The sequence below is a fragment of the Persicitalea sp. genome, assembly GCF_041751555.1.
In the GTDB taxonomy this organism is placed as follows: domain Bacteria; phylum Bacteroidota; class Bacteroidia; order Cytophagales; family Spirosomataceae; genus Persicitalea.
Map to the genome: position 1 here is coordinate 1 of NZ_JBGSXF010000182.1, position 11,545 is coordinate 11,545.

12 protein-coding genes are annotated in these 11,545 nt (G+C 54.4%); 6 read left to right on the top strand and 6 right to left on the bottom strand.

Translation table 11 applies throughout. The annotated features are described in order from the left end of the window. Nucleotides 1–81: 81 nt before the first annotated feature. Together ACEW8P_RS06355 and ACEW8P_RS06360 are read right to left on the bottom strand one after the other, a co-directional pair. Nucleotides 82–1,326 (bottom strand): exonuclease SbcCD subunit D, encoded by a 1,245-nt coding sequence (locus ACEW8P_RS06355; protein WP_373512260.1) that lies wholly within the window; start codon nucleotides 1,324–1,326, stop codon nucleotides 82–84. A gap of 13 nt (nucleotides 1,327–1,339) precedes the next feature. Beyond that, nucleotides 1,340–1,867 carry a KdsC family phosphatase gene (locus tag ACEW8P_RS06360; RefSeq protein ID WP_373512261.1) on the bottom strand — a complete coding sequence of 176 codons (528 nt, stop codon included), beginning with the start codon at nucleotides 1,865–1,867 and terminating at the stop codon, nucleotides 1,340–1,342. Nucleotides 1,868–1,907: 40 nt separating this feature from the next. Here ACEW8P_RS06360 and ACEW8P_RS06365 point away from each other — a divergent pair, with 40 nt between their 5' ends. After that, a complete protein-coding gene (locus ACEW8P_RS06365) occupies nucleotides 1,908–3,236 on the top strand; it encodes an AGE family epimerase/isomerase (protein ID WP_373512262.1) in 1,329 nt (442 codons plus the stop codon). A 27-nt stretch (nucleotides 3,237–3,263) separates the two neighbouring features. Here the strand turns inward: ACEW8P_RS06365 and ACEW8P_RS06370 are convergent, their stop codons facing one another. Next, entirely contained in the window at nucleotides 3,264–4,070 is an 807-nt protein-coding gene (locus ACEW8P_RS06370; protein WP_373512263.1) for a Rossmann-like and DUF2520 domain-containing protein, read from the bottom strand. Between the two features lie 159 nt (nucleotides 4,071–4,229). Here ACEW8P_RS06370 and ACEW8P_RS06375 point away from each other — a divergent pair, with 159 nt between their 5' ends. From ACEW8P_RS06375 to ACEW8P_RS06385, 3 genes are all read left to right on the top strand, one after another. After that, a complete protein-coding gene (locus ACEW8P_RS06375) occupies nucleotides 4,230–4,919 on the top strand; it encodes a glycosyltransferase family 2 protein (RefSeq protein ID WP_373512264.1) in 690 nt (229 codons plus the stop codon). Nucleotides 4,920–5,074: 155 nt separating this feature from the next. Further along, entirely contained in the window at nucleotides 5,075–6,556 is a 1,482-nt protein-coding gene (locus ACEW8P_RS06380; protein ID WP_373512265.1) for a glycosyltransferase family 2 protein, read from the top strand. Next, nucleotides 6,553–7,866 (top strand): glycosyltransferase family 87 protein, encoded by a 1,314-nt coding sequence (locus ACEW8P_RS06385; RefSeq protein ID WP_373512266.1) that lies wholly within the window; start codon nucleotides 6,553–6,555, stop codon nucleotides 7,864–7,866. Before ACEW8P_RS06380 ends, ACEW8P_RS06385 begins: the two co-directional genes overlap by 4 nt. A 112-nt stretch (nucleotides 7,867–7,978) precedes the next feature. Here ACEW8P_RS06385 and ACEW8P_RS06390 read toward each other — a convergent pair whose 3' ends face one another. The 3 genes from ACEW8P_RS06390 to ACEW8P_RS06400 are packed head-to-tail and all read right to left on the bottom strand — an operon-like array spanning nucleotide 7,979 to nucleotide 9,886. Then, nucleotides 7,979–8,800, bottom strand: a complete 822-nt coding sequence (locus ACEW8P_RS06390) for a lysophospholipid acyltransferase family protein (protein ID WP_373512267.1) — start codon at nucleotides 8,798–8,800, stop codon at nucleotides 7,979–7,981. Nucleotide 8,801: 1 nt separating this feature from the next. Next, nucleotides 8,802–9,206 carry a VOC family protein gene (locus ACEW8P_RS06395; RefSeq protein WP_373512268.1) on the bottom strand — a complete coding sequence of 135 codons (405 nt, stop codon included), beginning with the start codon at nucleotides 9,204–9,206 and terminating at the stop codon, nucleotides 8,802–8,804. Continuing rightward, complete coding sequence (locus ACEW8P_RS06400; RefSeq protein WP_373512269.1) at nucleotides 9,185–9,886, bottom strand: sialate O-acetylesterase; 702 nt, start codon at nucleotides 9,884–9,886, stop codon at nucleotides 9,185–9,187. Before ACEW8P_RS06400 ends, ACEW8P_RS06395 begins: the two co-directional genes overlap by 22 nt. Nucleotides 9,887–10,188: 302 nt before the next feature. Here ACEW8P_RS06400 and ACEW8P_RS06405 point away from each other — a divergent pair, with 302 nt between their 5' ends. Further along, a complete protein-coding gene (locus ACEW8P_RS06405; protein ID WP_373512270.1) occupies nucleotides 10,189–10,563 on the top strand; it encodes a DUF3127 domain-containing protein in 375 nt (124 codons plus the stop codon). Between the two features lie 128 nt (nucleotides 10,564–10,691). Continuing rightward, nucleotides 10,692–11,545, top strand: an 854-nt coding sequence (locus ACEW8P_RS06410) for a mechanosensitive ion channel family protein (RefSeq protein WP_373512271.1), incomplete at its 3' end; no start/stop codon positions are given.

Below are 11,545 nucleotides of genomic sequence, written 5' to 3' on the forward strand. Positions count from 1 at the left end.
CTTTTCAGGGCTGCGGGAGCGAGTAATCTACTCATTTGCCTATCAGTAAGTACTCTGTACCTCTGCCGCTTTGTGCTTCCACTATTCCTCCGCCTCATCCAGCGCCCGCACCTCCCGAAACAAATCCAGCAGCGAGTCACCCGGCGTTTGCCCCGCGCCGAGTTTGCTGTTCTTGAAATAATCGACAAAAAGCTCCTCGATGCTGAGCTTTTCGGGGTCGAGACGCAGGCGCTCGGCGGCTTCGGCCTTGGCTTCTTTGGTACGAATTTCGGGAATGATCGCCATCAGGGCCGGGTGGGCATCCATAAGGCGTTTCTTGTCGGCCGATTCGAGGTAGGTTTCGGTCACCATCGTGATTTGCACGAGGTCGTCGCGGTGTTCTTCCAGCCACGAGAGCGCTTCGTCCACATTCTCGAACTTGCCCCGGTGTAGTTTCTTGCCTTCTTTCAGTTCGATGGGTCGGTAGCTGACGAGCTTCCCGGCTTCGGCTTCGAGCAGCACGACGTACTTGGTCTGATTGGATTCTGAGAAACTGTACCCCAGCGGACTACTGGAATACACCACCGGGCAAGGTACTTTGTCCACGACCTGGTAGCGATGCAGGTGGCCGAGGGCAGTATAGTGGATTTGGGCGGGAATATTTTCGGAAAAGACGGCCTGCGCTCCGCCGAGGTTCAGGATGGGGCGCTCGTCGTCGGGTTCGTCGGGCATCTCGCCGCCCTTGCGCATCATGTAGAGGTGCGTCACGAGTAGGTTGAAACCCGTGTCGTCGAGGTATTGATCGGCGAGTTGCTGCCAGTGGGTTTGGAGGTGCAGCCGCAACGCTTCCTCGGTATCTTCCAGGCCCAGGAAGGTTTTGAGCCGCTGCTCGTTGGCGTAGGGCGTCAGCAGCAGGCGCAGCGGGAAATCGACTTTGGGTAGTTTGATTTCTACAAAACCCTTATCCACCTTCACTACCTCTACACCCGCCTGCGTGCGGAATGGCTTGACCTCGGCGTTGGGAAAGCCGACGAAAATAATGCCGCAGGCCCGCGCCATCGCGTCGGGTACTTCGATGCGCTCGGGCGAGTCGTGGTTGCCCGCAATAGCGATGATCGCCCGCCGTCCGTTGGCCGAAAGGCAGTGCAAAGTACTGTACAGCAGCTCCGTCGCCTCGGACGACGGGCTGAAATTATCGAACAAGTCGCCCGCGATGACGACGCAATCGACTTCTTCGCGGTCGGCGACCTGACAGATTTCGTCCAGTACAAGCTTCTGCTCGTCCAGGCGCGGGTAGTGATCCAGTTTTTTGCCAATGTGCCAATCGGCGGTGTGGAGAATTTTCATAGTATAAATAGTATCAAGTGTTTGCCCACGCCATCCACTTCCCCTGCGCTTTCATAATTTGCTCGATCAGGTCGCGGACCGCGCCGAATCCGCCGTCGATGGGCGAGACGTAGTCGGCGGTGGCCAGGATTTCGTCTACGGCGTCGGCGGGACAGGCGCCCAGCACGGCGGGACGCTGCATCACTTCGAGGTCGGGGATGTCGTCACCCATGAAGACGATTTCTTCTTCGTTCAGGTTTTGGTCAGCTACGTACTTCTCGTAAATCGTCCGCTTGCCATCGGGCGATGAGCCGATAAAGATGTCCTTCACGCCCAGGTATTCCAGCCGCTTGCGCACGCCGACCTGGTTTTGGGCCGAGATAATCGCGACCCGGTAGCCCATGAGCAGGGCGCGGTTGATTCCGTAGCCATCACGGACGTGGAACGAGCGCGGCTGCTCGCCGCTTTCGAGAGCCAGCACGCGGCCGTCGGTCAGGACGCCGTCAATGTCGAAAATAAAGGTTTTAATGCGCAGCAGGCGGTCGGTGAGCGGTGGATTCATGGGAGGCGGGTTTGGGTTCAGCCCGAAATTAACGCTATTTTTGGTTTTCCCCTACTTTCAAACCTTCAATCCGGCCCCGGACTTTGTTGGCATGGACATCAAAAAACTCGCCGAGCAATACCGCCACGAACTGACGCAGAACCTGCTGCCGTACTGGGAGCGGTACGCGTTCGATCCACAATATGGCGGCGTGTTCGAGGCTTTGGACGAAGAGGGCGAGGTGATTTCTACCGACAAGCCCGTGGCGTTGCAGGCGCAGGCGGTGTGGGCTTTTGCTTTTGCTCATAACTACCTCGGCCCTAATTCTGAGTGGCTGCAAAGGGCGCAGCAAACGGCGCGTTTTCTATTGGAAAAAGGCCGCGACGATAAGGGCAACTGGTACCAGCAACTCGACCGCCGGGGTACGCCACTCACCAAATCGACCGATCATTTTCCGGCGTTGTACGCCGCCCTGGCGCTGGGACAACTTACCCAGGCGACGGGCGAAGATGCTCACGCCGAAGACGCGCAAAAAACGCTCGCCAAGCTGCTGCGCAAGCGGGATTCACTTTTGAAAAAACAAAAAGAAAATCCGGGCGGCGTTCCGTCGGGCGGCGCTCCGTCGGGCGGCGCTCTATCGGTGGGCAGGGCTTTCAAAAGCCTGGAAGAATTCGCCCTGATCGGCCACGCGCTGCTGGAAGTGCAAAAGTACGCCGACCCAAAATGGTACAACAAGACGTTGGATCGCTACGTGGAGGAAATGACCAGCGATTTCTACGACAAGCGTACCGACATTCTACTTGAAAACGTCACGCCCGAAGGCCATTTCTGGGATTGTCCCGCCGGACGGACGCTGGTGCCGGGCCGCGTGTTCGAGGTAGCCAACTTCATGATGGACATCGCCGACCGTACCCGCAACCGCAAGCTGCTCAACCAAATGCTCGACTTGACGGAGCTGACCATCCGGGCGGCCTGGGACGAAGCGCGTGATGGCTTTTTTCACCAAATGGACATCAAAAGTCAGCCGCCGCTGGACGCCCGCTGGTGCCACAAATTGGCGTGGGTACATCTGGAAGCCCTGCCTGCTCTGCTGAAAGCGCATCTGCTGTCGGCTCGGCCCATTTTCCTGGAAACTTTTGAGAAGGCGCACAACTACATCTGGAAAAACTTTCCAGACTCCGAAAGCGGGGCATGGTTTCAAGAGTTGACGCGGGAAGGTGCACCATTTGTGCGCCACAAAATCACGCCCGAAATGAACCTGACCAGTTTGGTCCGCAGCCTGGCCGACACCGCAAAACTTCTGGAAATCATCGTCCAATCAAAGCCCCAGGCAACTACCCAGCCAGCCAAGAACCGTCCCACGGAAGTTGCGAGCAAAAGAAATTCATAATCACTACGGCGCACTGCTCACGACTCCTCAACTCTCCCCAAAATGCCGCTCGCGGATATCCTCCGTCATAATCCGATAAATGGCCGTCCACTCAGGATTTATTTCCTGTAAATATTCCAAATGCCGGGCGGTCATGGCCCAGTCGGCGCGGCGGGCGGGACCAGTTTGCACGGTCGCCGGGTCGGTAGTTTGCAGGGCTTTGTGGGTAGTTTCGCGGATGAGGGGTTTCAGTAAATCAAAAGACAACTGCTCGTGCGCCAGCAAATCATGGGCGATAGAGAACAGATGGTTGGTGAAATTGCAGGCAAACACCGCCGCGATGTGGAGAGTGCGCCGCTCCTCCGAGTCGCCGATCTGCACATTTTGGCTAACCGTCTGCGCCAGTTCGACCAGGGCTTCCTCCGTCACCTCGTCGGTGGCTTCGATGCAAAAAGGAATTTCGGTGTAGTCCAGACTGACCTCCTTGGTAAAGGTTTGCAGGGGATAAAGTACTCCCGTTTGCACGCGGACGTCGCTGTGAACCTCGACTAAATGCTGCAAATCCGCCAGCGAGCGGCTACCGGAGGCATTGGCCAAAATAACCCCTTCGGGTAGCACGACACGCTCCATAATGCTTTCCAGGGCGTCGTCGGAGGCAGCGATTATAATCAGATCGGCAACGCTTTCCGAAAAATTCAGGTCGGGCTGAATGGCCGCGTCGTACAGGACGGAGGTCAGTTGGCGAGCGTGCTGCGGGTCGCGGCTATATACTTCGCAAATGATGTGTCCGGCGGTTTCGAAGGCCTGCGACAAGTGCCAGGCCACGTTTCCGGCCCCGATGAAGGAGATTTTCATGGAAAATCAATTTTGAATGAGTGAATGATAGAATGAGAGAGTAAAAAGCTCCTTATTTCGCTACTTTTGCAGTCTTGAAAGATAACCAATTTCGGTTTCTTACTTGACTAATCTGAAAAAGTTCAGGCTCTTGTCAGGCTGAGCGTAGCCGAAGCCATCTTGCATAAAACTCTAATCGACGTCGTCATCCCTGCCTTCAACGAAGAAAATTCGGTGGGCAACGTTGTACGCGACCTGCCGGAGTCGGTGCGAGAGGTGGTGGTGGTCAACAACAATTCACGCGACGACACGCGCCAAAACGCTCAGGCCGCCGGGGCCACCGTGCTGGACGAGCCACGGCAGGGCTACGGTTACGCCTGCCTGAAAGGGATCGACTACCTCGAAAACAAACCCAATCCGCCGGAAATTCTGGTTTTTGTGGACGCCGACTACTCCGACTATCCCGGGGAACTGACCAAAATTGTGGATTATTTATTAGAAAACAACCTCGACATGGTCATCGGCTCACGCGCTTTGGGCGAGCGCGAAGCGGGAGCTATGACGCCGCAGCAGGTGTTTGGCAACTGGCTGGCGACGAATCTCATCGAACGTTTTTACGGGGTAGTTTATACCGATCTCGGCCCGTTCCGCGCCATCCGTTTTGACAAACTACTTGCCATGAAAATGGTGGATACTACCTACGGCTGGACGGTGGAAATGCAGCTCAAAGCCGCCAAAATGGGAATGGCCGTAGGCGAAGTACCCGTCACCTACCGCAAGCGCATCGGGCATTCCAAGGTGTCGGGAACGTTGAAGGGGACGGTGCTGGCGGGGTACAAGATTTTAAGCTGGATTTTTAAATATCGGTAGGGGAAAACCGCAGACGAATTTTGTTCGTATTGGTTGTTGTTTCAGAGCAGGCAACTTCAAAGTAGCTTTGTACGTAGCTTAACAAATCATATTCCGGCTCGTTTTTTGACTAATTTTGGGGTAATCTGATCTCCAAAAATATCCTTATTTCTTCCTTGACTTTCCTTCAATATCTGGTTCTTATTCCTTTTCTGCTGGCTATCCTGTTCATCTTCGCGTACAGTTTATCGCAGGTGGGATTGGTATTTGCGTACTGGAAAAAAGGCACAGAGGCACAGAGGCACAGAGGCACAAAGTGGCCTGAGGATATATCGGTAGTGATGCCAGAACCCAACGTATGGCCCGTGGTGACGGTGCAGTTGCCAGTGTATAATGAACGGTACGTGATCGAGCGGTTGATGGCGGCGGTGGTAGCTTTTGATTATCCGCAGGAATTGCTGGAAATTCAGCTCTTGGATGATTCAACTGACGATACCATTGACATCATCGCGCACCGTGTGGCGGAGTACGCAGCGCAGGGGTTTAATATAAAACATATCCGCCGCTCCGACCGCACGGGCTTCAAGGCAGGGGCGCTGGCGCACGGGCTGACGATTGCGCGAGGCGAGTTCATCGCCATTTTCGACGCCGATTTTGTGCCGAAACCGGAGTATTTGAAAAAATCTATCCCGCACTTTTCCGATCCGGGCGTAGGCGTGGTGCAGTCGCGATGGGGACATCTCAACGAGGACTATTCACTCATCACCCGAATGCAGGACTTCGGGCTGGACGCACACTTCACCGTCGAGCAGGTGGGGCGCAACGCGGGCGGGCATTTCATCAATTTCAACGGTACGGCGGGCGTGTGGCGCAAAAGTACCATCACCGACGCGGGCGGCTGGTCGGCCGATACGCTCACCGAAGACCTCGACCTCAGCTACCGCGCCCAGCAACGCGGCTGGCGGTTTGTGTATCTCGAAGGGCTGGTATCGCCCGCCGAACTACCCGTGACCGTTCCCGCCGTGAAGTCGCAGCAGTACCGCTGGACCAAAGGTGCCGCCGAATGCGCCCGCAAAAATCTGGGCAATGTCTGGCGTGCGCCTGACCTGTCCTTCGCCACCAAGTGGTACGCGACGTTTCATTTGCTCAACAGCTCCATCTTCATTGCTACCCTACTGACTGCTCTGCTGAGCGTGCCGATGCTGGCGCTGCGGCTGGGCTGGGGCTGGCTGACGTTCTTCCAGTTGAGCCTGGTTATTATGGGCGTCTTCTACTGGACGGCCTTTCACCGCAAGGGAGGTACTTTCTGGCAGTTCGTCGTCACTTTTCCTACTTTCCTGGGAATCATGCTCGGGCTGTCGCTGCACAATGCCGTGGCGGTTATCGAAGGGTACTTGGGCCACAAAACCCCTTTCATCCGCACGCCCAAGTTCAACGTCAATCAACGTGGCGACCGCTGGCAGGCCAATGCTTACCTGGCCCGCAAAATTCCGCCGCTCACCTGGGTGGAGTGGGGTTTGGTTTTCTACTTTCTAGGAGGAATCGTTTTGGGCCTGGTCACGCACAATTACAGCGCGCTGGCCTTCCATACCGTGCTGGTGCTGGGCTTCGGTTTCATCGCCTACTGGTCGGTGCGGCATTCGCTGGCGAAGCCATGAGGCGGTGGCTTTTGTGGGGCGGCGGAATTGTCGTATCGGCAGTGGGGTACTTTTTTTTATTCCAAACCGCCCGCACCGACACCGTCGCTTTGCTGGGGTTGTGGGGCACGTTGTTTCTGCTCTACGGAATTGCCATTCACTACCAAACTACCTTCCAGTTTAAAATTTTGCTTGGCGCGGCGGTAGTTTTCCGCTTGCTCGGAATGCTGCATCTGCCCCTGCTCTCCGACGACGTCTATCGCTTTATCTGGGACGGGCGGCTTCTGGCCCAGGGCTACAATCCTTTTCTGTATTTGCCCAAAGAAATCTTAGCCTCCGGCATCACTACCCAAGCCGGACTGACGGAAGTACTTTTCCAAAAACTCAACTCTCCCGACTACTACACCGTCTATCCGCCACTGCTGCAAGGCTGGTTCGCGGTGGCGGCCACGTTGGGTACTTCCGAAATCGCAACAGTTTTCTGGCTCAGACTACCCATCTTTCTGGGCGAAATCGCGACCATCTGGCTTTTGTATCAAATCTTAAAGTTGTTGGGGAAAGACGAAGCCGCCACACGACGAGGCGTTCTTCTATACGCCCTCAACCCGCTGGTGATCGTGGAATTGACGGGTAATTTGCATTACGAAGGACTGACGATTTGCTTCCTGCTCGCGGGGCTGTTTTTTTATTTAAAACAGAAACAAACTTCCTCGGCCACCTTCCTCGCCCTGGCGGCGGGCGTGAAGCTGCTGCCGCTCATTTTTATTCCGGCTTTGCTGGACAGGAACGATTGGAAGAAAAGTCTGAAGTACTTACTGACGGCGGGCGTAGTTTTCGGGCTGCCATTCCTGTTTTTTCTGGATAAAGCGATTATCGAAAATTTCTCCACCAGCCTCGACCTCTACTTCCGTAGCTTCGAGTTCAACGCCAGCCTGTACTACCTGCTGCGGGAATTGGGTACTTGGGTCATGGGTTACAATCCCATCGCGACCATCGGACCTCTGCTGGCACTGGTATCCGTCTCGCTTATTTTGTTTTTTTCCTGGTCTGAAAAACTCAAAATCAACCTCCCTGAACGCTGGCTTTGGGTACTTACGGTTTACCTGCTCTGCGCTACCACGGTGCATCCGTGGTACGTCGTGCCGCTCGTCGCATTAGGTACTTTGACGCGCTTCCGGTTTCCGGTCGTATGGTCGGTGGTGCTGCCGCTGACCTACGTAGCGTACGGGCAAATGCCGTTTCAGGAGAATTTGTGGCTCGTGGCAGTGGAGTACCTGGTAGTTTTTGGCTGGATGATGTGGGAGATTTTGCGTTATAAATCAGCGGATTGAGAGAGGTTAAACAGCGATTCCATGCAAATTTAACATTCAATATTAAATTTGCATGGAACGATCAAAAGGACTAGCCTATCCAGGCAATTCTGACGAAAATCAACTTGCGATCTTATTCCTCTCCCAGCCAACTCATCTTCTCCGTCGGAATGTCCTGCTCGATGGCCGTCGTAATGCGGGCTACCATGCTTTCGACCGACTCGTCGGGAAGGAAGTGCATGGGTGGCTTGAAATGCACGGTGAGTTTTGTATTTCGCTTTTTGAAGCGCAGCCCCTTCTTGTCGAAAGCCCGGCGGAAGCCATTGATGACCACGGGAATCACGATGGGCTGGTGTTCCTTGATAAGGTGAGCCGTTCCCTTCCGGACGGGCGCATAAGGTTTGGTAGTACCCTGTGGGAAGCTGACGACCCAGCCGTGGTCAAGTCCCATGCCGATTTTGTCCTGGGCGCTGTTGTCTAGACTGCGCTTGACGTTTTCGCCCTGCGCTCGCCACGACCGCTCCACCGTGATGGCCCCGCCGATGCTGAACAGCCGGGGTAGGATGCCGCCTTCCTGCATGGTTTCGGAAGCTGCCACGTAGTAGTTGCGCACGCGCGGCGAAAAAAGGTAAAAAGGTGGCGAAATGGTGTCCTTATAGCCCCATTTTACGGCGCAAAAAGTGTGGTAGAAGGCGATGACATCGGCGAAGTAGGTCTGATGATTGGACAGAAAAAGTACCCCGTGATCGGGCAGGTCAAGCAGGTGTTCGGTGCCTTTGATTCGGATCTTATTTACCGCCGTATAGCGGTAGTAGGTAGACCATCCAATGATCATAATCGCCAGCCGCCGGACAATCAGTAGATTGCCGAACGGATCTTTCTCGAACAAACCCAGAAAATCGAGTCGTTCGAGCGATTTCGGCAATACACTGTATGTAGTTTTAGGTTTGAGCATTTCAACGTTCCAAAAACTGAATCATATTCCCCTCCCCATCCCGCGCCGTGCGAACCTTGCCGCCGCCGATAGCGTCGATGATTTCGCTGCTCCACTCGATGCCTTTTCTGTCGAGAATGGCCACGGCCTCTTCCAGATTCGACACCCGAAACGCCACGTGCGACCAGCCGGGCGTCCAGGTAGTGCGCGTTTGGCGAAGGGTGTCGTCTTTGGGCATGATTTCCAACAGAGTACCGTCGGGCGCTTTCAGAATCCAGACGGGTTTAGGTGGTCGAGCATTCCAGTCGCAAAATTGTTTTTCGTAGCCCAGGAAGTCGCAGTACCAGTCGGCGAGTTTTTCTACATCGTCCGCCGCCACGGCGGGGTGGTCGATGCCCAGAAAAGTTATTTTTTCGGTATTTCCCATAGTTTGTCAGCGTAGCGTTTGCCCAATTCCCGCGCCGAGGGCGTGTCGAAGTGCGTCGTGTCGCCCTTGTGGCTCAGACCCGACGACGACACCGCGTACACATTCGGGTGGTTTTGGGGAAAGTTGGTTATGATTTGATTGATTGGTAAAGCGTTTGGATTTTTATTGACGATAAAATCGCCCAGCGTCCCCAGAATAATGGGCGTGTCGGGCGCACCGAGGTCACGGCGTAGTCGGGTAAAAAACTCATCGAGTTTTTCCTCGTAAACCTTATTGCGTACAGGATTGCTGTCCGACTCGCCCTGATGCCAGAGAATGGCTTTGATCCGGCCCTTTCCCTGCGCGACGCGCACCCGTTGCAGCATGGCGTCGTAGGAGTAAATGCCCGTTTGGGCGTGTTTTTGACCCGGCTGCCAGTCGTCGATACCGCTTCCGCCGACGGCGCAGGGAATCAGACCGATTTTGGCTTTCGGATTCAGTTCCAGCCAACGCTCGGCGAAGGCCAGTCCCGGCCCCACACCCACGATACCGGGCTTGTCGAAGTGCAACGGGTCTTTGGCCACGACCCATTCGTTTTCAGCATTTATCACCCAAATATCGGGATTCGCATCCTTTGGCGCGGTATCCAGCGGTCCGCGCCCGGCCATATTGGACTGGCCAATTAACAAAAACAAGTCCATTTGTTTCGGTACGGATTTCCGGGCATCCGAATTCTTCGACGCAGTAGCACAGCTTACCAACAGCCATAAAAAACATAAGCTGGCTAATTGGCTTGAGATAATGTTGGTTTTCATATAATTTAACTTACTAAGCCAGCGCCGCTCAGGTACTGAGCATCCCGCGTCAGTCGATCAACAGTTCAACGATTACACACTTACACAGATCGACAACAATCCCCAGGATAACACTTTTTTTGATATGCGGGGCAAATCTTTTACTTTTGGCAAGGTATCAATTCAAAGTTTTGTAAAAAATCATATTCATGGAAATATCAGGAACCGTAGTCTCGATTTTGCCCGAAATAAACGGGACAAGTGGCAAAGGCGCGTGGCGCAAGCAAGAATTCATTCTCGAAACCGAGGGCCAGTACCCCAAGAAAGTCTGCATCATGATGTGGGGCGACAAAATCGACCAGTTTGCCCTAACTGAGGGCGACGTGGTGACCGCGTCCATCGACGCCGAAAGCCGCGAATACAACCAACGCTGGTACACCGACCTGAAAGCCTGGAAAGTGGAGAAAGGCGTAGCGGGTAGTGCGCAGCCTGCGACGCCCAACAACGCCCCCGGCGACTTTGGCCCTCCACCCAACCCGGCCTTCGCACCTAGTGGCGGCTCTGACGATGACCTGCCATTTTAAGTTAGTGGCGTAGGATACAAAGGGAAAGCTACGGCTTTCCCTTTCTTCGTATGCGCCTTTTGGCCAAAACATTCGGCGGAGCGTCGCGTTTGGAATTAGACTTCACTTAAAAAATTGCTTCACCCTCCATGAATCTCGATATCAATCAAGCAGTTGACTTATTGACCAATAAACTGACCCTCTGGGTCAAGGAATTCATCCGGCTGCTGCCCAACATCGTGCTGGCGGCCGTCATTCTGGTGCTGGGCTTGTACATTGCCAAGCTTATCCGCAAGGTCGCGCTGAAACTTATTCGTAAGGTTTCGCACATTGAGACGATTAACAGTCTGTTTTCTTCCGTAGTCTATGCCGTGGCGGTAGGCGTGGTGTTTTTCGTGGTGCTCAGCGTGCTGAATCTCGATAAAGCGGTCACGTCTATCCTGGCGGGCGCAGGCATTTTGGGTTTAGCGCTGGCTTTTGCTTTTCAGGATATTGCGGCCAACTTCATGTCGGGTATTTTCCTATCGTTCCGCCGACCCCTGGAAGTGGGCGACATTGTGAAAACTAACGACCAGATGGGCGTGGTGGAGAAGATCAGCCTTCGCGATACCATGATTCGCTCCTTCCAAGGACAGCGCATCATCATTCCCAACAAGGACGTTTTCCAGAATAAAATCGAGAATTTCAGTGTCTTGAACAAGCGCCGCCTGGATTTATCGGTTGGCGTTTCCTACGGAGATAATTTGCAAAAGGTGAAAGACATCGCTCTGGCTGCCGCCGCAAAAGTGAGTGTCCGGGCGCGAGACGAGGAAATCACGCTCTTTTACAATGAATTCGGCGATAGCTCCATCAATTTCAGTATCCGCATCTGGATGCAGGACACCGCGCAGCCGACCTTCCTGCAGGGCCGCCACGAGGCCATCATGCACATCAAGGAAGCCTTCGACGCCAATGATATTATGATTCCGTTCCCGATTCGAACGCTGGATTTTGGGATCAAAGG

Coding starts and splice junctions, on each gene's coding strand:
- ACEW8P_RS06370 (WP_373512263.1), bottom strand. CDS start 4,070: ATGAAAATCTCCTTCATCGGGGCCGGAAACGTGGCCTGGCACTTGTCG.
- ACEW8P_RS06405 (WP_373512270.1), top strand. CDS start 10,189: ATGGAAATATCAGGAACCGTAGTCTCGATTTTGCCCGAAATAAACGGG.
- ACEW8P_RS06400 (WP_373512269.1), bottom strand. CDS start 9,886: ATGGACTTGTTTTTGTTAATTGGCCAGTCCAATATGGCCGGGCGCGGA.
- ACEW8P_RS06355 (WP_373512260.1), bottom strand. CDS start 1,326: ATGAAAATTCTCCACACCGCCGATTGGCACATTGGCAAAAAACTGGAT.
- ACEW8P_RS06390 (WP_373512267.1), bottom strand. CDS start 8,800: ATGCTCAAACCTAAAACTACATACAGTGTATTGCCGAAATCGCTCGAA.
- ACEW8P_RS06385 (WP_373512266.1), top strand. CDS start 6,553: ATGAGGCGGTGGCTTTTGTGGGGCGGCGGAATTGTCGTATCGGCAGTG.
- ACEW8P_RS06395 (WP_373512268.1), bottom strand. CDS start 9,206: ATGGGAAATACCGAAAAAATAACTTTTCTGGGCATCGACCACCCCGCC.
- ACEW8P_RS06360 (WP_373512261.1), bottom strand. CDS start 1,867: ATGAATCCACCGCTCACCGACCGCCTGCTGCGCATTAAAACCTTTATT.